Source organism: Nostoc sp., from assembly GCF_036919495.1.
GTDB lineage: Bacteria > Cyanobacteriota > Cyanobacteriia > Cyanobacteriales > Nostocaceae > Nostoc.
The window spans coordinates 1-26,249 of record NZ_JBALBZ010000142.1; the positions used below are offsets into that span (position 1 = coordinate 1).

The window sequence follows — 26,249 nt, forward strand, 5'->3', positions numbered from 1 at the left end:
GTGGGAATGATTGGTGCTGGTTTTATGGGTCGAGGAATTGCCAACCAAATTGTCAATTCAGTGCCAGGAATGGAGTTAGTTGCTATCTCCAATCGCCAGATTGATGCAGCTAAACAAGCTTATTCGGAAGCAGGAATTGAGGATATTCAAGTTGTTGCAACTGTCAGCGAATTAGAAGATGCGATCGCAAACGGTAAATATGCAGTCACAGAAGACGCTAAGTTACTGTGTCGGGCCGAGGGCATCGATGCATTAATCGAAGTCACAGGTGCAGTGGAATTTGGCGCTCACATCGTTATGGAAGCGATCGCTCATTGCAAGCATGTGATCATGATGAATGCCGAACTCGACGGCACCATTGGCCCCATCCTCAAAGTCTATGCTGACAAAGCAGGTGTGATTCTCAGCGCTTGTGATGGCGATCAGCCAGGGGTGCAAATGAACCTCTACCGCTTTGTCAAAAGCATTGGTCTAACTCCCTTATTGTGCGGTAACATTAAAGGACTCCAAGACCCTTATCGCAATCCCACCACCCAGGAAGGATTTGCTAAACGTTGGGGTCAAAAGCCCCACATGGTGGCTAGCTTTGCAGACGGAACCAAAATTTCCTTTGAGCAAGCGATCGTTGCCAACGCCACGGGTATGAAAGTCGCCAAACGGGGAATGCTAGGATATGACTTCAACGGTTATGTCGAGGAAATGACCCATTTATATGATGTTGAACAACTCAAAGAACTGGGCGGCATTGTCGATTATGTAGTTGGAGCAAAACCTGGACCAGGCGTATATGTATTTGCCACTCACGACGACCCCAAGCAACAGCACTATCTCAACTTATACAAATTAGGCGAAGGCCCACTTTACAGCTTCTATACTCCTTATCACCTCTGTCATTTTGAAGTTCCTTTGTCCGTAGCGCGTGCTGTCCTATTCGGTGATGCGGTTATGTCTCCATTAGCAGGGCCACTAGTAGATGTTGTCACCACTGCCAAAATCGACCTGAAAGCAGGAGAAACCCTAGATGGCATCGGTTACTACATGACCTACGGACAATGTGAAAATTCCCCCATCGCCCAACAGCAAAATCTCCTACCAATTGGTTTAGCCGAAGGGTGTCGCCTCAAACGAGATATTTCTAAAGATCAAGTCCTCACTTATGAGGATGTAGAATTACCAGAAGGCAGACTCTGCGACCAACTAAGAACTGAGCAAAACACTTATTTCGCCTCAGAAAAAATCTTAGTAGCAGTTGGGTAATAGCTACAAATGAATTGGCTGTAGGGGCGTACAGCTAGTTGTACTCCCCTATATATTTGTCGCAAGAATTTCGTGAAGAGGATAGGAGTTATACTGCGGGGCACTAAAGTTGTTGATAAGAACTTGCTGGGGAGCGTTGAAACAAACCCGATCGAAACTTTAGGTCAAATTCATGAAAATTGCTCTAGTCCACGATTATTTAACGCAGCGAGGTGGGGCAGAGCGTGTGTTTGAACTGCTTTGTAAGCGCTATCCCGAAGCAGATATTTTCACATCTCTGTACGATCCAGAAAAAACTATTGATCTAGGCGATCGCATAGTCAACACAACTTTTTTACAAAAGATTCCTGGTGCAGTAAAATATTTTAGGTCAATGGCTCCTCTATATTTTCCTGCCTTTCGTGCCTTGGATCTGCAAGACTACGATTTAATTATTAGCAGTAGCACCAGCTTCGCCAAAGCAGTGCGAAAAAATCCCAATGCTCGTCACATTTGCTTTTGCCATAACGTCACCCGTTTCTTATGGGATACAGCAACCTATTTAAGAGAGTACGGAGACTATAGATATTTTGCTCCTTTAATCGAACAAATATTTCAAGTAATGAGAAAGGTAGACCTGAAATATGCACAGGAACCTGACCTTTACATTGCAAATTCTAGTGTCGTTGCCCGCCGTATTGAAAATATTTATGGCAAAAAGGCAATGATGGTAAACTATCCAATTGATACTAGTAAATTTCTTTTTTCCGATATAAAAGAAGAATATTATCTGGCCTCAGCCCGGATGATCAGCTATAAGCGCCTTGATATAATAGTTGAAGCTTTTAATTGGCTGGGATGGCGGTTATTAATATCAGGTGATGGGCCAGAACAAGCACGGTTAAAATCCAAAGCATTAAAAAATATTGAGTTCTTGGGACACGTAAGTGATAGAACCCGCAAAGACTTGTTTTCCAAAGCCAAGTCTATTATTGTCGCAGCCTTAGAAGATTACGGATTAGTTCCAGTTGAGGCTAATGCTAGCGGCACACCAGTCATTGCTTATGGAGCAGGTGGAGTATTAGATACTCAAATACCAGGTGAAACCGGAGTCTTTTTCAAAAGGCAAACACCCGAATCTCTACAAATTGCATTACTAGAAGCCAATGGCATTTCTTGGGATTACGATCGCATCCGTAATCATGCAGTCGCAAACTTTTCAGAAAATGCCTTCTTTAGTAAAGTTGAGCAAATTATTAATCAATCTTGTGGTGTGCATCAATTATTCATTTGATTCCCTAATCTCTTCCCCCCTAAAAGATTACCTATTTATTTTCCTCTCTTCTCCTTGGCGTCCTTCTTTAACGAGACGCTAACGCGTTCGCGTAGCGTTCCAAAGGAAAGGCGGTTCGTAAAACAAATAGGTATTTTTCAGAGAATCTCTTAGCGTAAGTCTTGAAGACAAGGATAATAAAAGTGGTTCAAACTAGTCTAAATCCTCATATAGCTCCAGCTTCGGAAACTGAACCAAGCTACGGACAATTGTTTGCCGTATTTGTGCGAAGATTTCCTTGGTTTCTAGCAGTATTAATTACTTCTATTGCTATTGCAGGCATGGTAACTTTTAAAACCAAGCCAACTTATAAAAGTTCTATGCAACTGCTAGTAGAACCTAACTATCAAGGTAAAAAAGAAGGTGCGGGGATAGACAACCAGTTTACTGACTCTGATATTGTGATAGATACTGCGACTCAGCTTAACTTGATGCAGAGTTCGGGACTTATCCAAAAAGCAGTTGATAAACTTCAGTCTGATTATCCAGATATAAGTGCAGGTGAAATTAAAACTTCTTTGGTCTTAACTCAATTAAGGAGCAAAGAAGATAATGTCGCTACTAAAATATTTCAAGTTGAATACACTGCTGGAGATCCAGAAAAGACACAAAAAGTTCTGGATGCAATTCGACAAGTTTATGTGGAATATAACAAGCAACAACAGAATTTGCGGTTACAAAAAGGTCTGCAAATTATCAGGGAACAGTTAAGTAAAGCCAGTGAAGAAGTAAACGCGGCTGAGACAAATTTACAAAGGTTCCGCAGAAATCAGAACTTAATTGATCCAGAGTCACAGGCCAAAGCGATTGAGACAGCTTTGAATAATATTGCCCAAGAAAGACAGACAACTCGTGCCCAGTATGGCGAAGCATTAGCACGCCAAAAATCTTTAGAAGAACAACTTAACCGTTCTCCTCAAAATGCTCTAGTTGCTTCTCGTCTGAGTCAATCTACTCGCTATCAAGGCTTACTGAACGAAATCCAAAAAAGCGAACTGGCACTAGCACAAGAACGCTTACGCTTTACAGATGAAACTCCGAGTGTGCAAAAGCTCAAAGAACAGCTTCAAAGCCAGAAGGAATTATTGCAACAAGAGGTAGGAAGAACTTTAGGCGAAAAGTCTGCTGGCGCATTCACGAATGGAGATTCTCTTCTCGAAAAAGGACAGCTCGGCCAAATTGATCTCAGCCTTGCTGGTCAGTTAGTAGAAACGCAGACAACTATAGTTGCTTTAACTGCTCGGGATCAAACTTTGGCCCAGAAAGAAAACGAGCTACGTTTTGAAATCAAACGCTTCCCACCTCTTTTGGCTTATTACAATCGGATGTTACCGCAGTTGCAATTTAGCCGTGAAAGGTTAGAGCAGCTTTTAAGAGCAGAACAGCAATTGCGGCAAGAACTTTCCAAAGGTGGATTTAACTGGGAAGTTGTGGAAGAACCTCAAAAAGGCGGACAATTAGGCCCCAATCTTCAACAGAACTTGCTGTTAGGTGCTGTGGTTGGGTTTATGTTAGGAGGCATTGCCGCCTTTATTCGAGAATCGGCTGATGATGCAGTTCATACCACTGCTGAATTAGAGAAGCAAATGGCCATGCCGTTGTTGGGAACAACTCCCAAATTACCGCCAGCTAAACCCAGAGAATCAATGATAAAGTTGCCCTTTGGTAAGCCAGAAGTTCTCGCCCCTTGGACAATTCAGGTATTGCAATCTCCACCGCGTTGGGAATCGCTGGATCTAATTTACAAAAACATTGAACTTTTAAATACTGTTGCTAACCTAAAATCTTTGATGATTACCTCAGCTTTACCCGATGAGGGTAAGTCAGCTTTGGCGTTGGGTTTGGCGATGAGTGCTGCCCGTTTACACAAAAGGGTACTGCTGATTGATGCCAATTTACGCGATCCCAGTCTGCACGAACAACTGAATCTTCCTAATGAACAGGGGCTTTCAACTCTACTGGCTAGTGATGCAACTCTACCCAACCAGATTAGTCTTCAATACTCAGGTTCCGCCTACATCGATATTTTGACTGCTGGCCCCAGACCTGCTGATCCAGCTAATCTGTTGAGTTCCCCTCGGATGATAGAATTAATGGCAGCATTTGAGGAAAACTATGATTTGGTACTCATAGATGCTCCCCCAGTTCTCGGTTTGGTGGATGCCATGCTTACCGCATCATCTTGTCGTAGCGTAGTTATGGTGGCAAGCATTGGGATTGTGACGCGAAGTCAGCTTAATCAAGCTACAGCCATGCTGAGTAAGTTAAATCTGATTGGGGTTGTAGCTAATGGGGTATCAAACTCTAGTAGTAATTACGTACCTTATATCAAACAACAGCAATTAGCTCTGCGGCAAGCTGTAGAAAAATAGCTAGTACGGCGACGAAAGATCCCCGACTTCTTAGAGAAGTCGGGGATCTTTCTCGTTTCTAGCCTCTGGCTGGAAATGCATTAAAAGCGGCTCTGCCGCGAGTAGGGGAGGCGGCAGCCCTCTCATAGGCATTCCCAGTCTCCAACTGGGAATGAGGTAAACTCTCAATACGGTTCGGTTAAGGCAAGAGACGCGATAAATCGCCGTCTCTACAAAGGATTGCGATTTATCGCGTCTTTGCGATCTAGGGCGTGTCATTAAAAAACCTTATCCGAACCGTATTGGGTAAACTCTGATTTTCTGGTAGGGGTAATTCATGAATTGCCCCTACATTTTTATGAACAAAATTTAATTTTATTGCTATCAGGAAAATTTCAGTATATTTATGCTATCTTTATGGGTTATCAGAGAAATCACTGGCTCTTTAAAGAGTAAATAAAGAATTTATTTGAGCGATCGCTATTTCTACATACTCTTATATTCTAGAGATTAAAGCAGCTTCATAAAGGCTAGAAGACAACAGGGGACTGGTTTTGTTAAATTTATCGATACAATCAGCACCTCAGTGCAATTAAACGTCGATATAAATTCATGGGTAATTTACCTCTACACTTTTCTACTGTCAGTAGTTACCGGAAAATACTGATTGCTCATGAATATTGATAGTAACGTTAATTTGTTCACCTCTACACCAGCAGAATTCTGCACAATGTGTGCTTGGCTGAGTGGCAAATAGCAATAAATATTTTGCCCTCAATTATCTCCAACTTTTTGGAGTAACAACAATTCGGATTTGGGTCTTTGGCATTGATAGCCTTTGATAACGCCTCAGCAATTCACTCCTGTATAACCCAAAGACATTATGACAACTTCAATAATTCCAACTCTAGAGAATTTATATGATGTAACCCAGGAACACCAAGATAATCGTGGGTACTGCACACTCCAGTGGCGACGGGGTAAGCTTTTGGTGAAGCCGCTTGGACAAGTTAAACAACCATATTTGCCTTCATTAAATAGTAAGCGATCGCTAGTAGAATGCTTACAACATTCTCCGGTAAGTTTGGTAAGCATAGATCCCAAACTGGGTGAGGCTTTGCTGAGATTTTGGGCAGATGCATGTGAAGAAGCTCAAAAACCGATATTCCTAAGCATATCCGCTAGCAATAAACTGTCTAAGCAACCCTTCTGGCGACTAATTGATTGGATTGCTGCTTTGGTGTTGCTGCTATTAGTAAGTCCAGTCATGTTGGGATTGATTGTGTTAATGCAGGTTTACTCGCCAGGGTCACTTTTTTGCCGTGAGTGGCGTGTTGGAGAACGGGGTAAACTGTTTCGGGCAATGAGGTTTCGCACGCAAAATACCACACCATTAGGGCGTTGGATAGGTAAATCCAGTCTCGACAACCTCCCCCAGTTATTTAACGTGCTGCGGGGTGACATGAGTTTAACCGGATCTCGTTGTTGGACTTTAGAAGATGCAGTACAGCTAAATAAATTACCAGAAATTAAAGCTTCCTGGGAAGTAGAAGCACAGTCTCACCTGTTACATCTAGATAGCCAAACACTGTAATTTATCTGTGCGGTAATTGATGGTTTCATCTACCGCACTGAGGCTAAAGCAAAAATTGATTACATAGCATCTATAACGGTCTATCTACCTTGCCAAACTATTATTATAAAATTGATGCATTTCCAACTTCCTGAAAAATTCCGTAGTCTGCTTAAAGCTTCTAGCTTCTGGCAGGATAACTATTTGCTATTGCGAGAATTTAAACACTTTCGCAAGATTGTAATTTTAGCTCTGATCTTCTCGGTTCTGGCGGCAACTTTTGAAGGTGTAAGTATTGGTTTTTTACTTACGTTTTTGCAAAGCTTAACTAGTCCCGACGCTAAACCTGTCCAAACAGGAATAGAATGGTTTGATAATTTAGTATTGGGGGCGAATACATCGGCAATTAATCGCCTGTACCGAGTATCTTCGCTGATTTTATTGAGTACTTGGTTACGTGTCGCCTTCAATTATTTTGGACAAGTCTATACTGAATTATCTCAACTGCATTTTGGCGATCGCTTACGCAAACAAATTTTTGAACAGTTACAATCCTTATCGTTAAGTTACTTTGCCAAAACTCGTTCTGGTGAACTAATTAACACAATAACCACAGAAATTGAAAGAATAAGACAGGGTTTCAGTGGCGCAGCCTTTTTAATAACTAGGGGAATCACAACTCTTGTCTACTTAATATCAATGTTTTTGATATCATGGCAACTAACTGTAATTTCAGCATTACTATTTACACTTTTAGGTGTAGGTTTATCTAATCTGAATGCCAGAGTCAGAGAATCAAGTTTTGGCATGACAACTGCTAATGCTAATTTTACATCAACAGCCATAGAATTTATTAATGGCATTCGCACAGTTCATTCCTGTGGTACTCAAGAATTTGAGCGCCAGCGTTATTACAAAGCTAGCGATAAGGTAGTAAGTACTACAACTAAAGTTGTATTCACTTGGACACTTGTCAAACCAATTGCCGAAGGGGTGGCTACTACGGTATTGGTCGGAATGATTATTTTAGCATTCACTAGTCTGGTTAGTAATGGAACGCTACAAGTTGCTTCTTTGCTAACATTTTTCTTTGTGCTATTTCGCTTCATCCCGTTTGTTCAAGATATTAATGGCACGAGAGCATTTCTCAATACTCTACATGGTTCGGCAGACAACATTAAAAACTTGCTCAAAAGTGATGATAAAAATTATTTTCAGAATGGGAAGCTTAAGTTTAAGGCTTTAGAAAGGGCAATAAATTTAGTATCTGTAGATTTTGGCTACGATGAAAAAAATATAGTGTTGCATAATGTTACCCTAACCATTGAAAAGGGTAAAATGACTGCATTAGTCGGAGCTTCTGGCGCTGGTAAAACAACTCTTGCTGATTTAATTCCCCGATTTTACAATGCTACAGAGGGAAACATTTATATCGATGAAATTGATATTCGGTTGTTTGAAATTAACTCTCTACGTCGTCAAATAGCTGTAGTCAGTCAGGATACTTTTATCTTTAATGCTGATGTTTGGCAAAATATTGCTTATGGTACTCCACAAGCTACTAATGAGCAAATTCAAGAAGCTGCTAAACTAGCCAATGCGCTGGAATTTATTTTAGAAATGCCTGAAGGTTTTAATACCCAATTGGGAGATCGGGGTGTTAGATTATCTGGAGGACAAAGACAGCGAATTGCTATTGCGCGGGCGCTACTAAGGAACCCAGAAATTTTGATTTTGGATGAAGCAACTAGTGCCTTAGATTCTGTATCAGAGCGATTAATTCAAGATTCATTAGAAAAGCTATCTGTTGGTAGAACAGTAATTGCGATCGCTCACCGTCTTTCTACTATTGCTAAAGCCGATAAAGTCGTAGTTTTGGAAGCAGGGCGAATAGTAGAACAGGGGAAATACCAAGAATTACTCGGACGCCAAGGCAAGCTTTGGGAATATCACCAAATGCAATACTATAATTCGTAATTCATAATACTCGCCTCTGGCGAGAAGCAAGCTACGTAATTCGTAATTTGTAATTCACAAGCAAATTACGAGTTCATTCTCCTAGCCAATTATTTATAATTTTAACCAGGAAAAATAAATGGTAAATCTAGGCTACCACACTGCGAAAATTCAGGGTAAACTTAATCGCTCTCTATATAAAGTAGCCCTTTCTCAGATTGTCAGCATTCCGATAAAGCAAACTCGAAAAGTTCCGGTAAGTGTCTATACCTTCTCATGTGAACGTGATTTACCAGAACAAGTAGCAAGTATTCGCTCATTCATTCGTCATGTCGGTATTCCAGATACATTCACTGTAGTTTCTGATGGGAGTTACACTGAATCTAGTTGTAATTTACTGTGCCGCGTCCATCCCTGCATTAAGGTAATACCTTTACAAAACTTCCAGAGAACGGATTTACCTCAATGTGTTCATGATTATGCCCAACTGCATCCACTTGGCAAAAAGTTGTCGGCATTAATGTCAATTCCGGTTAATGGAGCGACGATTTACACTGATTCAGATATTTTATTTTTCGCCGGCGCTATTGACTTAATTGATTTGAGTAAATCGGACGATAAATATTCTCTTTATCTACCTGATTGTTCTATATCGCTAGATGAGCGAATTATTTATGATGATTCTGAAAAGTCAAATCCAGTAAATGGTGGATTTATATTCTTTCGGCATGAATTTGACTGGAGTTTTGCTATCGAACGTTTAGCAAATCTTCAAGAAGCTCCTACTTATTTTACTGAGCAAACAATTGTTCATTTGACAATGCATCACAATCATGGTAAGCCTATATGCTCAAATAAATATGTTCTTAATGTAGAAGATCAGTTCATTTATTCAGACAAATCTGCAAGTAAAAAAATTGCTCTCAGGCATTACGTGAATGATGTAAGACACAAATTCTGGTTTAACATTGGCATATAAGTTAATGGAATTAAGCCTCTATTTAGATGAAGGATGCAATTAGTAATAACGTAAAAAAATGGTGGTTAATGCTTAACTCAATCAATGATACCAAGCGAAATAATGAACTATTGCACAGGGATATTTTTGAAGAAGACCTGATTTATCAATGCTCCAATTTTGATGTAGGTGAGGGCGGAGGTGTTGAAACTTATTTAGCTTCTTTGTTTGAACATCGACCACCTGAAGTTAGCGATCGCGTGATAAAATCGCTTAAGAATGTTGACCAAAGCCAGTTTAAGTTGCTGCACCTCCACAGCCCAGATTTACTCTTGCAGCTTACAGGCGAGTGTCCCACGGTTTTCAGCGTTCATAATCACTCATTGTACTGCCCTAGTGGCACAAAGTATTTAGGAGGACAACGAACAATCTGCGATCGCAACTTCTCTTACTTAGGTTGTACCTGGGGTAAATTAGCAGATAAATGTGGTAGCCGTAGACCGTTAAGAACTCTTAAAGAACTTCAAAATACTCATCAGTTATTAGATGCTTTAAAAAAGGTAAAAATTACTTTTGTTGCTAATAGCGAATATGTGCGTCAAGAGTTGATTAAAAACGGTGTACCCCCAGAGCAAATTGTCACCCTACACTGTGGGATCTCTATACCAAAAATAACAACAGCACCCCTGAGTTTAGAAATCCATAAAAATCATAGAATTTTGTTTGTTGGACGCATTGTTTCTGACAAAGGTTTGGAATGGCTGCTTAAAACATTAATACATACAAATCCGCAAATTCAACTTGATATTGCAGGTGAAGGCTGGGAACGACCACGCTTAGAAAGGTTAGCAAATACACTCGGATTAAGTAACCGGATTACTTGGCATGGTTGGTGCGATCGCAACACGTTAAATAACCTTTACGAACAGTGTTTTGCAGTCATTTTCCCTAGCGTTTGGCCTGAACCTGCTGGTCTTGTAACTCTAGAAGCATACTCTCGTTATCGACCTGTAATTGGTAGTGCAGTCGGAGGTATTCCCGAACATTTGCGAGATGGAGAAACAGGTATTCTTGTTCCAGGTAATGATATCAAAAAGCTGGCTGATGCTATTCATAATTTATATGGAGATTATGAAAAAAGCCGAAACATGGGCGAACAAGGTCATGCTTTATTAATGAAAGAATTTACCATGAATGCTCATGTAAATAATCTCCGAGAAATTTATGCAAAAACAATAGCTGAATTTCCTTCTAGAGCGAAAAAAGTATATAGTATTTCTCAAGTGAAATAAGCTTAGTTTTGTATAGAAAATTGTCCATATTTTAACTACGAAATATAAAGGAAAAAACGATGTCATTGTTTCAAGAATACCAACAGCCTTTAGTTAGTGTTATTATCCCCACCTATAATAGACCAGAGTATCTTAAGCAAGCGATCGCTAGCGCTATAAAACAAACTTATCAAAATATCGAAATTATTGTTTCTGATAATTGTAGTCTAGAAAATCCTCAAGCACTTGTGGCATCTTTTGATGATTCACGCATTAGATTTTGGCGACATCAGCAAAATGTGGGGATGATTGCTAATCAGCAGCATGGCTTCAAGATGGCGCGAGGTAAATATGTCGCTAGTCTTCATGATGATGATATCTGGAATGAAGATTTTTTAGCCAAGCTAGTACCACCTCTAGAAGCAAATTCTGAGTTAATTCTCGCTTTTTGCGACCAATATATTATAGATGCAGATAGCATAATCAATAATGCTGGAACGGAAGAAAATACACGCGGTTATAAGCGAGACAAACTAACAAAAGGAATTCATCAACCTTTTTACAAAATTGGATTGGTAGATAAAAGCATACCCACTGCTGCATCTTGTGTGATTCGTAATAATATTATCGATTGGGATAGTATGCCCTCAGAAGTTGGCGGAATGTGGGATTTATATTTAACTTATCTCTGTTGCATATCTGGTTACGGTGCTTACTATTATCCGGAAAGATTGACGCGATATCGTGCCCATGAGCAAACTGATACTATGCTCAGTGGTAGTCGAGATATGCAGGCAAAAATCCGCAAAGCTAAAAGCGAAATGTTTTGTTATCAAGTCTTTATGGAAGACGCTCGTTTACAGGAATTTCGAACTTACTTTCAACAGAAATGGTTAGAAGCTAATACTACTTTGGGAATTGGTTTGCTACGAAGTGAACAGATAGCCGCAGCACGTCCTTATTTTTGGCAGGCGTTGAATAAACAAAAATTTGATGTGCGAACTATAGCGGCATTAAGCCTCAGTTTTACTCCCCGTTTTTTCGCAGGAAAATTAATAGATATTTCTAAATGATAGAAGGAATAATGTCTGAATTGTAGATTTTTTTAACGAACCGCAGAGACGCAGAGGGCACAGAGTTAATAAAAGTAAGAGTTTTACTTTGCGTCTTTGTTTAAGCTTATTTTACCAAGCAAGGTAGTGTATGAAACTTTGTATTATTACTCATAAAATAAAAAAAGGTGATGGTCAGGGACGGGTAAATTACGAAGTTGCTCAAGAAGCAATTCGTCGTGGTCATGAATTGACATTATTGGCTAGTGAAGTCGCACCAGAACTAGAACAAAATAGCCAAGTTAATTGGATTTCAATTCCAGTCAAAGGCTATCCGACAGAATTTGTGCGGAATTTTATATTTGCCCAAAAAAGCGCAGATTGGTTACGTCAACATCGCTCTAAGATTGATTTAGTTAAAGTCAATGGAGCAATTAATCTGACTGCGGCTGATGTAAATGCTGTACATTTTGTCCACAGTTCATGGTTGCGATCGCCTGTTCATATTTCTCGCAATCGCCGAGATTTGTATGGTTTCTATCAATGGCTATTTACGGCTTTTAATGCCCGTTGGGAAAAGCAGGCTTTCCAAAAAGCGCAGGTTGTCGTAGCTGTATCCGAAAAGGTAGCGCAGGAATTAGTTAACATTGGTGTGCCGCGTTCTCGCATTCGCGTAATTATCAATGGCGTTGATTTAGAAGAGTTTGCCCCTGGTGAAAGCAATCGCCAAAAATTAGGTTTACCGGAGAATGTCACCCTAGCACTGTTCGCTGGAGATATCCGCACACCCAGAAAGAACTTAGATACAGTGCTGCACGCCTTGGCGAAAGTTCCCGATTTACATTTGGTGGTGGTGGGACACACTCAAGGTAGCCCTTTCCCAGAATTAGCAGCATCTTTAGGGTTAAGCGATCGCGTGCATTTTGTGGGATTTCGCCGTGATATCCCCCAAATTATGCAAGCAGTAGATTTATTTGTTTTTCCTTCCCGATACGAAGCTTGCAGCCTCGTATTGTTAGAAGCACTTTCTTCAGGACTACCAGTAATTACTGCCACAGCCACCGGGGGCGGTGAGTTGGTGACACCAGAATGTGGCATCGTCTTATCCGACTCAGATGATATTGATGCTTTGGCTGTAGCGCTAATGTCCTTGGTGAGCGATATCCCGTTGATGCAGCAAATGGGCAAAGCTGCTCGTTCTGTGGCAGAACAACATAGCTGGACTACTATGGCACAAACTTATGTGGATCTATTTGAGGAGTTAAGCAAGAATGCGGAACACCGTTCTGATACCGACTTATCGCCGTCCACAAGACCTATCACGCTGCCTTTTGGCGCTACAGGAGCAAACTAAACCCGTCGAGCAAGTGATAGTGGTTGTCCGCGATACGGATGCAGAAACTTGGCAATTTCTAGCGCAATTAAACGCGCCCAATCTGCCACTGCATACTGTAAAAGTGACACAACCGGGGGTAGTAGCGGCCCTCAACGCCGGACTAGCAGTAGTGGAGGGCGATATTGTTTCCATTACTGATGATGATGCTGCACCTCACCCAGATTGGTTAGAGCGCATCGCCGCTTACTTTACCTGTGATAGTCGCCTCGGCGGACTTGGCGGGCGTGATTGGATATACCACGGCAGCAAATTAGAAAACGAATCCCGCCCAGTAGTGGGACAGTTGCAATGGTTTGGGCGAGTGATTGGCAACCATCACCTGGGAGTGGGAGAACCGCGTGAAGTCGATATTCTCAAGGGCGTAAACATGAGTTTTCGTAAAGAGGCAATCGGACAAATGCGCTTTGACGAGCGGATGCGTGGTACAGGAGCGCAGGTACATTTTGAAATGGCATTCACTCTGACATTAAAACGGGCTGGTTGGAAGATAATTTACGATCCTAATGTTGCTGTAGATCACTATCCAGCAAAACGTTTTGATGAAGATCAGCGAAATAATTTTAATGAAATTGCCTTTATTAATTTAGTCCATAATGAAACCTTAGTTTTACTAGAGCATCTACCATTTATCCGCCGGATTATATTTTTATTCTGGGCAGTATTCGTGGGTACATGCGATAGCTTGGGTTTCGTCCAATGGCTGAGATTTTTACCTAGCCAAGGGCAGTTGGCAGGGAAAAAATTGCTTGCATCCTGGCGGGGGCGTTGGCAAGGATATAAACAATTCGTAATTCGTAATTCGTAATTCGTAATGAATTTAATTTCTTCTTAGCTCTAGTACTCTGTAAAGCTAAAAGTTATGGGTAAAAAAGTGCTTACTACAAACCTTAAAAATTAGCTTAGACATTGTACTAGTTAGCATTGGTAAATCCAAAATCTAAAATTGAATGAATTCTAAGCAGATACTTTTCAATAGTTTTTTACAAGAAAGCTATTCTCCCGAAGAGCGATCGCAACAGGGTTGGATGGCGATCGCAGGCTTTATATTACTGACTGTAGCTTGCTATTTTGCTGGTGCTACTGCTGCATTGCGCCTAATTTATCCGGTGACAGCTTTACTAGTAGCCATATTTTTATACTTACGGCATCCTATTCTCTACATCAGCTTTACCTGGTGGATCTGGTTTCTCACGCCCTTAGCTACCCGCTTGGTTGACTATCGGGTGGGCTGGGACGCTACCCGTCAGATGCTCATAGCACCATATTTAGTGGTGTTTGTCACTATCGCAACATTCTTACGACACTTCCCCCGCGCCTCACGTCAAGGGGGCTTGCCGTTTGTTTTGGCTTTTATCGGAGTCTTCTATGGCTTTCTAATCGGTCTGATTTATAACCCACCGATCCCTGTAGCACGCGGGCTGATGGATTGGCTCAGTCCGATTATTTTCGCTTTTCACTTATTTATCAACTGGCGAGATTATCCCAGCTATCGCCAGAACTTTCAGCGAACATTTCTCTGGTGTGTGTTGATTTTAGGAGCTTATGGCGTATATCAATTCGTTGTGGCTCCTGAGTGGGATAGGTACTGGCTCATCCAATCAAAACTATTCATGAGTTCTGGAAATCCTGTACCTTTCGGGATGCGCGTCTGGAGTACATTGCACTCAGTCGGCCCCTTTGGTTCCGTCATGCAAGCTGGGTTGCTGTTGTTATTTACCAGTTCAGGAAGCTTAATTTTTCCTGCTTCAGTTGTTGGTTACTTGTCCTTTCTATTGACACAAGCACGTACTAATTGGGGAGGCTGGTTATTAGGGATAATTATGATCGTGGGTTCAGTTAAAACCCGGATTCAAATGCGCTTAATGATCATAATTGTAGTGATGGCAATTTGTGTTGTGCCATTGACAACCATCCAGCCAATTGCTGGGGTTGTAGCAGCTCGTTTACAAACCTTTTCTAATCTTGAAGAAGATAACAGTTTTAAAGATAGATCGGGAAGTTACGATAAAAACCTTGGTTTAGCCCTTTCTAATGGTCTAGGTAACGGGTTAGGAAATATTTGGAAAGTTAATGAAAAAACTGGTCAAATCGAAGTAGTGGTAATTGATAGTGGCATTTTAGATATGTTTTTCACCCTTGGTTGGTTTGGAGCCATCTTTTATATGGGTGGATTAATTTTTTTAATTATCAGTGTTAGCAGTTATGGTGAAGGTCGTTTCGATAGTTTTATCAGTGCTGCCCGCGCTATTGGTATCAGTTCTTCTACACAGCTAATTATCGGTAGCGGCATGTTAAGTGTGGCAGGGATGATTCTTTGGGGATTTTTAGCTATGGCTATGGCAGGACATAAATACTATCAACATCAAAAAAATTATGAATAAATACGGAAATATTTGACTGGATGCAAATTATTTTTTGTCGTTAGTTAAAAAACAAAATCTTACAACTTAAATAGGACTGATATATTATGAAAGCAATTATTGTAATGCCACTGGCCGAGCAACGAGGTGGCGGTGAAATGATGCTTTGGGATTTGGTGCAACAGGGACGTAACGCTGGTGTCGAGTGGCTGGTGATATTTTTAGAAGACGGCCCGATGGTAGAACAAGTAAAGTCCCTTGGCATTGATGCGCGAGTTGTGGAAAGTGGACGTTTACGCCAAATCCACCGTTTTATTGCTGCCGTTTTTCGGATAGCTGCGATCGCCCGCCGCGAACGTGCAGATATAATTGTCAATTGGATGTGGATCACACATATATCTGGAGGTTTGGCAGCGATGCTGGCGGGCTTACCTGCTGTGTGGTATCAGCTAGAAGTACCTAGTGATAAAACTTGGTTAGTACGAATCGCTACTTTAATCCCAGCCCGTGCTATTATCACTCTTTCCCAAGATGGCAAGCAAGCACAGGCAGAGATTTGGCCCCACAGACCAACACCTTTGGTTTATCCTGGTGTCGCATTAGACCGATTTGAGCCTAATGCTTTGCCGTCTCCACAAGAAGCACGGCGAAAACTGGGCTTACCTTTACACGGGCCATTGATTGGAATTGTTGGACGATTGCAACGATGGAAGGGAATGCACGTACTAGTGCAAGCGATGCCAAAAATTTTACAGAAGTATCCTGATGCTCATTGTGTAGTAGTTGGCGGTAAGCACGATTTAGAACCGGATTATGAGGACTTCTTAAAAGCAGAAATTGCCGCTTTGGGCTTGAAAGAGCAAGTAATTATGCCTGGGCTACAGCGTAATATCCCGGAGTGGGTGCAAGCGATGGATGTATTTGTTCATGCATCTGATAAAGAGCCGTTTGGGATTGTGATTATTGAGGCGATGGCGCTGGGTAAACCTGTGATTGCTGGTGATGCAGGCGGCCCGACGGAGATTATTACCGATGGCATGAATGGATTATTAACACCTTACGGTGATGCAGAGAAATTAGCGATCGCAATTCTCCGTTATCTTGACGAGCAAGAATTTGCCCAAAGTGCCGGAGTAGCTGCCAGACAACGCGCCCTCGATTTCTCAACGCAGAATTATGCTCAAAACTTTATCAGTGTACTTCGTTCTGCTAAAGCTTGATCCTCCCTCACCCTCCTTATATCCAACTTTTCACAAGGTATCTTAACTCCAGTCCGCAAGTCTTGAGGCAGAGCCTCATATTAGGCATTTCCAGTCTCCGACTGGGAACGAAACGATCTCTAAAAGCTTTTTCTAAAAAGGCTTTGACTTTTATCCTTGCTCTTTGAAGACTTGAGCTGCTAGCAAAGCTAATGCTGCTGTAGCAGCGATCGCACCCCACTGGAGAAACGGATTTTTTTCTAGCCAGTCAGAAACACTAGGTATAACTAAGTGACCATAATCACCCTTAACTCTGTCGTCTTCAGCAACAGATTGATAAAAATTATTTGGTGCATCTTCAGATTTCGGCTCGGAACTATGCTGTAACTTGAAGCCGACGAGCAGTAACAGTGAATCTACTAATGGTGGTGAGATGCGCTGTACTAAATCTAATATTTTAGCTACATCCCCAACTAAGTAGTCACGAGTTGGATGTTCGGCTACGTACAGGATAGCATCAGCTACAAGTTTAGGTTCGTAGTAAGGTGGTATCCCAGAAGGCTTTACGCCTAACTTCGTCAAGCCATTGTTCCAGAAGGGGGTGTTGATCACTCCTGGCTTCACACTTGTGACACTGATAGGCCATTTTTCATGTTGCAACTCAACGCGCATCGCTTCAATAAAGCCCTCGACCCCATGCTTGGCTGACGAGTAAGCACTTTGGTAGGGGAGCGATCGCCTACCTTCCATTGAAGAGACATGGATCAATGCTCCCCTTCCCTCACGCTTCAGATGGGGTAGGGCCGCCATTGCACCATACACCTGTCCCATGAGATCGACATCAATAACATGCTTAAACTCTTCTGGTGTTGTATTGTCGAAAGTCGCAAAGATGCCGACGGCGGGGACATGTACCCATGTATCTAGTCGCCCGTATACTTCTACAGTTTTATCTGCGATCGCTTTAACTTGCTCAAATACTTCCACATCAGCTACGCAATAAGTTGCCTCGCCGCCAAAACTACGAATCTCTTCTACTAAAGACTTTAGCTTTGACTCACCGCGAGCGGAGACTACCACTTTTGCCCCGCGTCTAGCAAACTCAAGAGCTGTAATCCGTCCGATACCACTGGAGGCTCCAACAACGGAAACAACCTGCTGATTGATTGGCTTTAATTGCATAAGTGTTACTCCTTAAAAAAATAGGGATTCGAGATTAAAACAACTGTTTCCCAATCCCCAGTCACAAGTGACAAGCAATAAACTGGTTCAACGCATCGGTCAATAACTATTGAAGACAAATCTGCTAATACACCTCCAAATCTACCAAGTGACGTGCGTATTGCTGAGACAATATAAACTTCTTCCATACTTATCATTACTTTAGAAAACTTGGAATTGAAAATAATGAAACAACTTTGAATTTTAAATCAATTATTTCTAGCTCTTGTAATAAATTGCTTTTGCTTGAATGATTTATCTTGCAATAACAAGCTTACTTGTAGTTAAACTAAAAGTAAAATTAATCCATGTCATATTACTTTACAATAGTGTGTTTAACAATAAATCATTCTAAAGAAGGAAATCAATTTTTCTAAAAAAATATAACATTTAATATAAAACAGACAGTGTAAACAAAATTCAATAGGATTAAATATAATTAATAACGGAAGATAACCTAAAAAACATCTAAGAGGATATTTGAAAAGTCCTCTTCTTGGTATCAAATACTTTTAGATCCCCCTAAATCCCCCTTTTTAAGGGGGACTTTAATTCCGGTTCCCCCCTTTTTAAGGGGGGTTAGGGGGGATCAATAAGTGCAAAGATACAGCCAACCACTTTTCAAACAACCTCTGAAAAAAGCAAAGTTCAAGCCTTAGAAAAATATGGCAGTGCTTTCACCCAAATAAGGGCTTTTGATTAACTAAAAGCACTACCATATATTTTGCTGAGGATCGTGTTATGTCTGAAATTTTTCAATTTTATCAGAAAACAAAAATTTTCTACTTAAAAAATAGGTTTAAAACCGAATAAGCCCGTAATAAGCACTTGCCGCAGCTAGGATAATTGTTAAAACTCCCAGTGTTGTGCTAAGTAGAAATTGCACAGAGGTTTTTTTATTGAGAGCTTCTTTACTTCCACCTTCGAGTGTTGTTCGTTCGGTATTGGTAGGATTGGTTACGTTGTCAGTTTTCATGGTTCTTATCTTGTTTGATTATTTCTTACATTTTTGCCTCTAATCTTAAAAATTACATCTAGCTTTAGGATTAGCAAAAAAGGTAGAAATAAGTAGATGTAATTAAACCCGAATTTCACAGAACTGATTACAAATCAGCACCTCAAGCAATACGGTTTGGATAAGCAGGAAAGCTCTTGAGGAAAGAAGGTTTTGGTTCAGTAATTCTTCTAGTTTTATTAAGAGAAGCCCCACAATAACCGTATAAGAATTCGTTAAAAAATCTGGATTCAATGCACAGATATAGCAACACCTGTGAAAAGCATTTTTGTTTGAACAAAGCGCTAATTTACTCACCATTTGAAGCCTGTGGAGAATCATAAACGCCCCAATATTCAATACCCCGATCGCGTAATAAGTGCGTCCATATATAACCTCGGCGTTAGACTCGAATTTACGAGTAGGTTTATTACAAGGCTCCTAAATTGTTATTTATTGAATTGTTCCCCCAAGGGGGGATAAATCATCCCTGAAGAGTTAGCGAACCAAGTGGAGTACGTCACGTACTAAGCTATAGCCAGCTAAATCCCAAAGTAGGTAAGAAACAAAGCCAATCATCGCTAAACGCCCATTCCACACTTCTTGCTGGGGATTCCACCCAAGAATCCAAGCATTGCGATCGACACCGTTATAGGCTTTAGCTTTAGTAGATAATTCAATCGTTTTGTTAGTTTCAGTTGCCATTGTAAATATTCCTTAATAACTTTCATACATTCACATATTAGTTACTATTACGGTTGTAGTTCTCTATCTATTGGGGAATCTGAAAGCGTCACAGGAAGTATCTGTAAGCATTTTATAGACTTTTGATCTTTTGACCGAAAAAGCATCAGAAAGTTGCTCAATAAGCTTTATAAAATCTCATTTCTCGCCGTTTATCTACTTCAAACTCAACTTTCAAATGAAGCAATATCCTGATGCTATTTACTTTTTTTACAAACAGCCTCTTAATCTGATTCACTCCTTAAGACAGATGCAAACGCAGATTTAATTGAACCTCCTGCTTCCTTGATTTTCTGGGCGATGGGTTGCTCATTATGCAAAAACACACGCGCACAGTTACGTCCCGGCAAACCGGAAATTGAACCACCCGGATGAGTTCCAGCACCAGTAAGATACAAGTTATCAATTGGTGTTTTGTAATTAGCTAATTCCGGCAACGGACGGAAGCAAAGCATTTGTTCTAAGGTCATATCAATATGGTAATAATTACCTTTGTAAGTCCCTAACCGTTCTCCCAACTCAGCCGGACTTTCTACATGACGGGCGATGATTGAATGTTGAAGATTAGGCGAATATTGCGCCAGTTTATTAATCACCTTGTCTGCAACTTTGTTTTTCAGTTCATCCGTCCAACCCGTACCTTTTAAACCTGTACCCTCTGCACCAGCAATTTGATAAGGGGCAAAAAACTCTATCCATAATGTGTGTTTACCTTCCGGTGCCATCGATGGGTCAAGTCCGGTAGGCATAACCACATACATTGATGGGTTTTCATCAGGAATTTTGCCCAGAGTAATCAGACTATGAGCTTGTTCTACATGATTGACAGAATCAGCAATCAGAATAGAACCCATCAAATAGCTATCTTGGTGATTGTGGTGGACAAAGCGCAACGGTTCAGATAAAGCACAATCAATTTTGAGGATGGTTTCATTGTTGTTGATGATACGGCGATCTAATCTTTCGCGCAAGTTGGCATCGCTATTATCAACATCGCTACTATCCATTAGTTGCAAGAATAAGCGCTTGGCATCAATACTTGAAATTACACCTTTGTTGGCACGATATTCTTTACCACCAGCAACCCGCACACCCACAGCTTTACCATTATCTACCAAGACTTTTTCTACCTTTTGGTCGGTGAGAATCGTACCACCTTTACTTTTTACCAGTTTCACCAAAGCTTCCACAAGTCCACCACTACCACCACGGGGTCTTGCCATACCGGGATTATGACGCAACATCATCATCATCGCCCCAAAGGACATAGCTTTTTGTGAGGGAGGGGAACTCAGTTCGGCTGAGAGTCTAGCCAGAGGTGCCTTGACAAACTCAGAATCGAAGTACTCGTTAATATTATCTGTGGCACTGCTGAGTAGGGTACGGAGTAAATCAAGGGTTGTGTTAGAGCCACCTAGAAGGGAAAATAAGTCTTGCAGACTATTAAGATTGTAATTGCCAGCAATATCAACAATTGATTTGGGTGGTGCATTGAAGAAAGGAGCAATCCCTGTGATAAAGCGCTGCCAAAAATCGGCATATTCAGCGTATTTTTCAGCATCACGCTGACTGTAACGGGCAATTTCCGCACAAGTCTTTTCCACCGATTTGTGAGCTAAGAAATACTTCCCATCTGGATGGGGGCAAAAGGCAACTGGATCGCAGCTAAGATATTCCAAGCCGTATTTATGCAGTTCCAACTCTTGGATAACTGGCCCTAAGAAAATAAACAGATGGTTAATCGCGCAAGGACTAAATTTAAAACCAGGTGCTTCATCAGGCATAAGTTCTTCAGTTGTAGAACCGCCGCCGGGGAGCGATCGCCCTTCTAATAATAGGACGCTGTAACCAGCTTTCAGCAGGTAGCCAGCACAAACTAAGCCATTATGACCAGCGCCAATAATTACAACGTCATACGATTCCATGAGTGCAATGGGGGGATTAAAGTATATTCCCTGATATTAGAAAGTGCTGAAGATATCTAAATCTTTCGTGGGTTATAGAATATTTATATATCTAGTAGTAGTGTTTTTATCACCAAGAAGTAAATTTATTTTTAACCCACTTTTGTTACTATGTTGTACCCAACCAAGAAACACTATAAATAAATCCAGAGTTTATCTTATTTATAGCTTGTATCAGTTTTTACCTATATTCTTGTAGTCATTTCTTCTAGTTCCTTGAGGTGCTGTGCGTTCACAAGCCATTTATCTTCATAGTTAGATTTATCTGTATCATATTGACTTTGTTGCTCTTTTAGTGTTGCAATTTCATGATTAATTATTGGTAACGCTTTTCCTTGGATAATTACTTTTTTTAGCAATTCAAACCGTGATGTTTCATTGATTTGAAGCAAGAGTTGCGAGATACAACGACTAATGATAACTTCATTGCTAAAAGCAAGAATGCTATTAGACTCATCATCTTGAGATAATAATTTTTCGCTTACATCAAACAAAGCTTCTACAACCGAAGGGATGTAATTCACAGGAATTTCTTCAGTGGAATTTTCTAGCTGTTCTATAAACACCCTAGCTTGCGTTGTGCCGTTTGGAAGTTTTTGTTTAGTAAGTTCTATCAAATAACTTCTAAATCTCTCTGTATTTTCAACCAAACCAAGGATAATTTTTATCTGAATATTAGACAATTCACCTGCTGATAACGACAGACGAAAGTAAATAGGAAATATTTCTAAGCTACACACACGTAGCTGTTCGCGCCATTCCAACTCTTGCTTTTCATCTACATAAGTATTACCCAAAATGAATTTTAACTTAGGAAAAAGGTGCATTAGTAGGTTTTTAATAGGCTGCTTGTCTTCATCTCGCAGTTGAGCAATCCAGGTATTCAGAAGATTTTTGAGTTCGTCTATTGAAAGGTTTACTTGTCCTATAAAAATATGAGGATTTTGATGAATTAAACTATAAATTTTTGGGCAAAAGACTCGCAAAGACTCAATAGCAATGAAATCAACAGGGTTTACTTCATCTTTTACTACTGGATATGTCACTGTTAAAGTGTTAACAAAACGAGTAATATCGCGGATGTTAGTAATAAAGTGTTCTATTCCTTGAAAGTAAATATCACCCCAGCGAGTTTGGTTGATTTGTTGTTTTGCTGTTGGAGAAAATATATGATCCAGCTTTTCAAAAAGCAACCTGCGAAGTGAGGTTTTATCAGGATTAGGTAACTCAAAACTAACTTGAATAATCTGTTCTAAGTATGCTTCTTCAGATATTTCTTTAGTATCTGCAATTGTTCTCATTACAACTTCTTTATTAAAAACCAGCAGATAGACAAGATTAGTAAAATTTCGCATTGCTTTGAAAATACGAAATAACTGCTTGATATCTTCCGCAGCCAACCGATCAATATCGTCAATTGTTATAACTATTCGCCGTTGCTGCTGTACTAGCGTGTCTTCTACTTCTTCTTTTAATTCGGCAGCTTCCTTGTCCTTATCGTCCAATAATGCTGCTAATGCTTTGCCAGTTTGAGCATAAGGTAGAGGAATGTCTGAAATAATGGCGGCAAAATCAGCTACTCTCTCCCTCAAACCTTTTGGCACAGATGACTGTTGGCTTAAAACGTTTTTTAATTGGTCAAAAAAGCGCCTTGTGATATTTTCGTGTCCAGACAATAACCAGGGATTAAAAGGAACGATGATTGGTTTCTCCTCCTCTGGCTTTTGCTGAAGATAGTGAACTACAAAGTTTAATAATGTAGATTTGCCAGAGTTCCAAGAACCGTAAACTGCAATAACGAAACCTTCAGGAAAGGTCATTTTGCAAATACTGTCCGCTAGATACTTGGCAAAGTTCGCATGTCCTAGTAGGTCTTTTTCTGGATCGACTAAGGAACTATCTGCCGATATATCGTTAATTTCTGTCTCTGCCATAAAAAAATTTTTTACTGATGTTGCGATCGCCTCCATCGGGGCATAGCCCATCCTTGCACATTCCGTAAGATGAGCAATGATACCTCACGATAGAAATTTCCAGTAAATAATTTCCTCAAGGCTTATACAATTGGTTATATATTAGTTATTTAGTATCGCTGGAATTAGCAGGTCAAATAGACAAACAGCGTTGGGGTGGAAATTTTATCTCCATGTCATCTATAGCAATCCTAAATGAGTTGTAAGAAAATTTACCCCCCGGCTAACGCTGTCTCCCAAAGCATCGGGGGGACTACAGGGAGCTATTTGATAGTCTCAATTTTTCACGAATGATTTAGGATTGCTAAAGTAAAATTACTCATAGAAGTTCAACTTAAACCCCAATCCTAACTATTGGTTATATAAATTCAATCTTATTTATGTCTATATGTACTAGTGCCAGCTAAATTTTAAGATTCCTCTGCAAAGGTATTAATTCTTAAGAGTGAATTTGGCAAGTATCGATTATTCGATTGCCACAAAATAGTAATTAACTGCTAAAAATATATATATAAGGAAGCTTTTAGCGAAATCTGTATACATAGAATTAAATTTATGTCAATTAATTGGCTTTTTTGATTAGAAGCCTAAGCGCTGGTATATGATGCCTGTTTTTTCTGCAAAAGTAGCCTATAGTCAATACTTACTATGAACTAGGGCGCATTTTTAAATTCTTAGATCCCCCAAATCCCCCGATAAATTGGGGGACTTTAAGAGACTCCGATGAAGCCTTTTTAAGGAGAGTCAATGCTATCTTGCGGTTTCCCCAGCAAGTGGCGTGGATTTAGGGGCATCTAAAAATTTAGCAGGGAAACAAGTAGTTGGAAAACACACTCTAGTCTTTTGGCCAAGCAAGGAATTGTAATGCCGTTAAAGCTTATTGATGAAATATTATATAAGTTTTACTAATTTTGGCTAATAGTAGCCCCGTAAGCAATTTAACTCTTTAAATATTGATTAGATAATATGGTTCAGTCCCAAGAAGATGACATTTCAGTAGAGGCTAGTTCTCTTCCTCCTATCCCCATTCAAGAAGTCTCAGAGGATAGGGCATTAACAGAGACGGTACTTTTTCCAACTCCGAAACTGTTTTTGAAAATTTCTAAGCTAGAAATTCGCAAAAGCCTTCAAGCGCTAACTTATGAGAGTGTATTTGCTACGATTTTTTATAGTGTCATCGGCGGCGCGTTGCTCAGTAATTTCTTGCTAGAGTTAGGTGCTGGGCCAGTACAAATTGGTCTATTGGCGGCTATCCCTCAGATGGTAAATCTGCTGCAACCACTGGGAGCGTATTTAGTAAACCGAAGTACCAGTTTTCGCTGGTATTTCCTGTGTATTTTCATCCCATCGCGGTTGGTGTGGTTGATTCTTCTGCCGGCGATTGTGTTGGTTACTTCATCTCATCTGACTGGATACCAAGTAGTGCAGTTGACTTTGGGAATTCTCTTGGTAGGTAATATCATTGAAGCTTTCGGTCGTGCGCCTTGGCTTGGGTGGTCAGCTGTGTTAGTACCTCAACGATTGCGGGGGCGATATTTCGGCTTTCGCAATAGTCTTGTCGGCTTGACTAACCTTGTAGGTGTGCCGTTGCTAGGTTTAGCAGTATCGGTTTGGCCTGGTGGAACAGTTCAAGGCTATGGTGCAGTCTTGATTCTAGGAATTTTGCTGGGATTAATTAGTCAAATCTGTCAGTTCTGGATGACCGATGTAAATCCACAGCTTTTAAAAGCCACGGGTTCAGACCCATCCCAACCGCAGTCTCAGGGGATAGATTTTAGTTTTCTCAAAGATGCTAATTTTTGCAAGTTTGTACTTTACTTGAGTATTTGGTGCTTTGCTGTTAACATCAGCGCTCCCTTCTTTAACCTCTATATGCTGGATAACCTGGATATAGATATTAGTGTGGTAACGATTTATCACGGTTTAGGAACTGGTGCGAATATGTTAATGCTGCTTTTGTGGGGGAAACTGGCTGACCGAATTGGGAATCGTCCGCTACTGCTATTAGTGGGAGTCTTGGTGGCGGTGACACCTCTCTTGTGGCTGGGAGTTGGAAGCGATCAAATTTCTTTTTGGATCTGGTTACCTTTATTGCATATACTAGCTGGCGGGACGTGGGCGGCAATTGATTTGTGTACTAACAATCTAATGATGGAAATATCACCGGTGCGTTATCAATCTACTTACTTTGCGATCGCAGGTGCAGTTGCTGGTATAACTGGAGCAATAGGTATCACTGTTGGTAGCTTTCTAGCAACTCTGCCTGGTATTGCGGGTTTGCTAGGGCTGTTTGTTCTCTCAGGCTTATTAAGAATGGCTGCACTTGTGTTTTTGGTTTTTGTTCAAGAGCAGCGCTCAGTACCGATGGGTCAGCTAATGAGAGTCCTGTTTCCAATCAGACAATCACCTAATCTGATTGAAGTTGAGGAATAAGTATTTAACTCTTAATAGAGGCAGGAGTTGCTTTTTCTTACCTGCCTCTAATATTAAGTTCAGACCAACACTTATTTCAACAACATCCCAGCAAAATATACAATTTCCGAGCATCACGAATAGCATGTCGGGGTAAATATAGCGAAGACACTGTTGGCGAAATATTTCTTCACATTAAAAAGCGATAAAAATTAATCAATTTGGAGAAATCGTAAGTGACTTCTTGCAGCAGTTT

19 protein-coding genes are annotated in these 26,249 nt (G+C 40.6%); 13 read left to right on the top strand and 6 right to left on the bottom strand.

What is annotated here, in order from left to right:
• From V7K25_RS20025 to V7K25_RS20035, 3 genes are all read left to right on the top strand, one after another.
• A partial coding sequence (locus V7K25_RS20025) for an NAD(P)H-dependent oxidoreductase (protein ID WP_335160243.1) occupies positions 1–1,257 on the top strand: 1,257 nt, incomplete at its 5' end.
• 172 nt (positions 1,258–1,429) lie between these two features.
• Positions 1,430–2,530, top strand: a complete 1,101-nt coding sequence (locus V7K25_RS20030) for a glycosyltransferase (RefSeq protein ID WP_335160244.1) — start codon at positions 1,430–1,432, stop codon at positions 2,528–2,530.
• Positions 2,531–2,712: 182 nt separating this feature from the next.
• Entirely contained in the window at positions 2,713–4,941 is a 2,229-nt protein-coding gene (locus tag V7K25_RS20035; protein WP_335160245.1) for a GumC family protein, read from the top strand.
• A gap of 30 nt (positions 4,942–4,971) precedes the next feature.
• Here V7K25_RS20035 and V7K25_RS20040 read toward each other — a convergent pair whose 3' ends face one another.
• Complete coding sequence (locus tag V7K25_RS20040; RefSeq protein WP_335160246.1) at positions 4,972–5,199, bottom strand: hypothetical protein; 228 nt, start codon at positions 5,197–5,199, stop codon at positions 4,972–4,974.
• Between the two features lie 604 nt (positions 5,200–5,803).
• On the opposite strand from V7K25_RS20040, the gene hepC reads away from it, so the two are divergent.
• The 9 genes from hepC to V7K25_RS20085 all read left to right on the top strand — a co-directional run bounded on the left by hepC (position 5,804) and on the right by V7K25_RS20085 (position 16,706).
• Positions 5,804–6,514, top strand: coding sequence for a heterocyst development glycosyltransferase HepC (gene hepC, locus V7K25_RS20045; RefSeq protein ID WP_335160247.1), 711 nt, complete (start codon positions 5,804–5,806; stop codon positions 6,512–6,514).
• Between the two features lie 114 nt (positions 6,515–6,628).
• Positions 6,629–8,470, top strand: a complete 1,842-nt coding sequence (gene hepA / locus V7K25_RS20050; RefSeq protein ID WP_335160248.1) for a heterocyst formation ABC transporter subunit HepA — start codon at positions 6,629–6,631, stop codon at positions 8,468–8,470.
• Positions 8,471–8,588: 118 nt separating this feature from the next.
• Positions 8,589–9,428, top strand: coding sequence for a hypothetical protein (locus V7K25_RS20055; RefSeq protein WP_335160249.1), 840 nt, complete (start codon positions 8,589–8,591; stop codon positions 9,426–9,428).
• Positions 9,429–9,496: 68 nt separating this feature from the next.
• On the top strand, positions 9,497–10,699 hold the full coding sequence (locus tag V7K25_RS20060) for a glycosyltransferase family 4 protein (protein WP_335160250.1): 1,203 nt from the start codon (positions 9,497–9,499) through the stop codon (positions 10,697–10,699).
• A 59-nt stretch (positions 10,700–10,758) separates the two neighbouring features.
• Positions 10,759–11,751, top strand: a complete 993-nt coding sequence (locus tag V7K25_RS20065) for a glycosyltransferase family 2 protein (RefSeq protein WP_335160251.1) — start codon at positions 10,759–10,761, stop codon at positions 11,749–11,751.
• 130 nt (positions 11,752–11,881) lie between these two features.
• The gene (locus V7K25_RS20070; RefSeq protein WP_335160252.1) at positions 11,882–13,084 is read left to right on the top strand and encodes a glycosyltransferase family 4 protein; all 1,203 of its coding nucleotides are present in this window, start codon (positions 11,882–11,884) and stop codon (positions 13,082–13,084) included.
• On the top strand, positions 13,002–13,931 hold the full coding sequence (locus tag V7K25_RS20075) for a glycosyltransferase family 2 protein (protein ID WP_335160253.1): 930 nt from the start codon (positions 13,002–13,004) through the stop codon (positions 13,929–13,931). Before V7K25_RS20070 ends, V7K25_RS20075 begins: the two co-directional genes overlap by 83 nt.
• 142 nt (positions 13,932–14,073) lie before the next feature.
• Positions 14,074–15,507 carry an O-antigen ligase domain-containing protein gene (locus tag V7K25_RS20080; protein ID WP_335160254.1) on the top strand — a complete coding sequence of 478 codons (1,434 nt, stop codon included), beginning with the start codon at positions 14,074–14,076 and terminating at the stop codon, positions 15,505–15,507.
• Positions 15,508–15,593: 86 nt separating this feature from the next.
• Positions 15,594–16,706: a glycosyltransferase family 4 protein gene (locus V7K25_RS20085; protein WP_335160255.1), complete on the top strand. Its 1,113-nt coding sequence runs from the start codon at positions 15,594–15,596 to the stop codon at positions 16,704–16,706.
• Between the two features lie 150 nt (positions 16,707–16,856).
• Here the strand turns inward: V7K25_RS20085 and V7K25_RS20090 are convergent, their stop codons facing one another.
• From V7K25_RS20090 to V7K25_RS20110, 5 genes are all read right to left on the bottom strand, one after another.
• Complete coding sequence (locus V7K25_RS20090; RefSeq protein ID WP_335160256.1) at positions 16,857–17,867, bottom strand: SDR family oxidoreductase; 1,011 nt, start codon at positions 17,865–17,867, stop codon at positions 16,857–16,859.
• Positions 17,868–18,705: 838 nt separating this feature from the next.
• A complete protein-coding gene (locus tag V7K25_RS20095; protein ID WP_335160257.1) occupies positions 18,706–18,882 on the bottom strand; it encodes a hypothetical protein in 177 nt (58 codons plus the stop codon).
• 516 nt (positions 18,883–19,398) lie between these two features.
• Positions 19,399–19,605: a high light inducible protein gene (locus V7K25_RS20100; RefSeq protein WP_335160258.1), complete on the bottom strand. Its 207-nt coding sequence runs from the start codon at positions 19,603–19,605 to the stop codon at positions 19,399–19,401.
• A gap of 263 nt (positions 19,606–19,868) precedes the next feature.
• Positions 19,869–21,569, bottom strand: coding sequence for a beta-carotene ketolase CrtO (gene crtO, locus V7K25_RS20105; RefSeq protein ID WP_335160259.1), 1,701 nt, complete (start codon positions 21,567–21,569; stop codon positions 19,869–19,871).
• 224 nt (positions 21,570–21,793) lie between these two features.
• Positions 21,794–23,542 (bottom strand): KAP family NTPase, encoded by a 1,749-nt coding sequence (locus V7K25_RS20110; protein ID WP_335160260.1) that lies wholly within the window; start codon positions 23,540–23,542, stop codon positions 21,794–21,796.
• A 1,005-nt stretch (positions 23,543–24,547) separates the two neighbouring features.
• Between V7K25_RS20110 and V7K25_RS20115 the strand changes: the two genes are divergently transcribed.
• A complete protein-coding gene (locus V7K25_RS20115; RefSeq protein ID WP_335160261.1) occupies positions 24,548–26,014 on the top strand; it encodes an MFS transporter in 1,467 nt (488 codons plus the stop codon).
• Positions 26,015–26,249 lie beyond the last annotated feature (235 nt).

Excerpts from the sequence above, each read along its gene's own strand:
- V7K25_RS20030 (WP_335160244.1), top strand. The coding sequence starts at position 1,430 with ATGAAAATTGCTCTAGTCCACGATTATTTAACGCAGCGAGGTGGGGCA.
- V7K25_RS20040 (WP_335160246.1), bottom strand. The coding sequence starts at position 5,199 with ATGACACGCCCTAGATCGCAAAGACGCGATAAATCGCAATCCTTTGTA.
- hepC (WP_335160247.1), top strand. The coding sequence starts at position 5,804 with ATGACAACTTCAATAATTCCAACTCTAGAGAATTTATATGATGTAACC.
- hepA (WP_335160248.1), top strand. The coding sequence starts at position 6,629 with ATGCATTTCCAACTTCCTGAAAAATTCCGTAGTCTGCTTAAAGCTTCT.
- V7K25_RS20055 (WP_335160249.1), top strand. The coding sequence starts at position 8,589 with ATGGTAAATCTAGGCTACCACACTGCGAAAATTCAGGGTAAACTTAAT.
- V7K25_RS20060 (WP_335160250.1), top strand. The coding sequence starts at position 9,497 with ATGCTTAACTCAATCAATGATACCAAGCGAAATAATGAACTATTGCAC.
- V7K25_RS20065 (WP_335160251.1), top strand. The coding sequence starts at position 10,759 with ATGTCATTGTTTCAAGAATACCAACAGCCTTTAGTTAGTGTTATTATC.
- V7K25_RS20070 (WP_335160252.1), top strand. The coding sequence starts at position 11,882 with ATGAAACTTTGTATTATTACTCATAAAATAAAAAAAGGTGATGGTCAG.
- V7K25_RS20075 (WP_335160253.1), top strand. The coding sequence starts at position 13,002 with ATGCGGAACACCGTTCTGATACCGACTTATCGCCGTCCACAAGACCTA.
- V7K25_RS20080 (WP_335160254.1), top strand. The coding sequence starts at position 14,074 with ATGAATTCTAAGCAGATACTTTTCAATAGTTTTTTACAAGAAAGCTAT.
- V7K25_RS20085 (WP_335160255.1), top strand. The coding sequence starts at position 15,594 with ATGAAAGCAATTATTGTAATGCCACTGGCCGAGCAACGAGGTGGCGGT.
- V7K25_RS20090 (WP_335160256.1), bottom strand. The coding sequence starts at position 17,867 with ATGCAATTAAAGCCAATCAATCAGCAGGTTGTTTCCGTTGTTGGAGCC.
- V7K25_RS20095 (WP_335160257.1), bottom strand. The coding sequence starts at position 18,882 with ATGAAAACTGACAACGTAACCAATCCTACCAATACCGAACGAACAACA.
- V7K25_RS20100 (WP_335160258.1), bottom strand. The coding sequence starts at position 19,605 with ATGGCAACTGAAACTAACAAAACGATTGAATTATCTACTAAAGCTAAA.
- crtO (WP_335160259.1), bottom strand. The coding sequence starts at position 21,569 with ATGGAATCGTATGACGTTGTAATTATTGGCGCTGGTCATAATGGCTTA.
- V7K25_RS20110 (WP_335160260.1), bottom strand. The coding sequence starts at position 23,542 with ATGGCAGAGACAGAAATTAACGATATATCGGCAGATAGTTCCTTAGTC.
- V7K25_RS20115 (WP_335160261.1), top strand. The coding sequence starts at position 24,548 with ATGGTTCAGTCCCAAGAAGATGACATTTCAGTAGAGGCTAGTTCTCTT.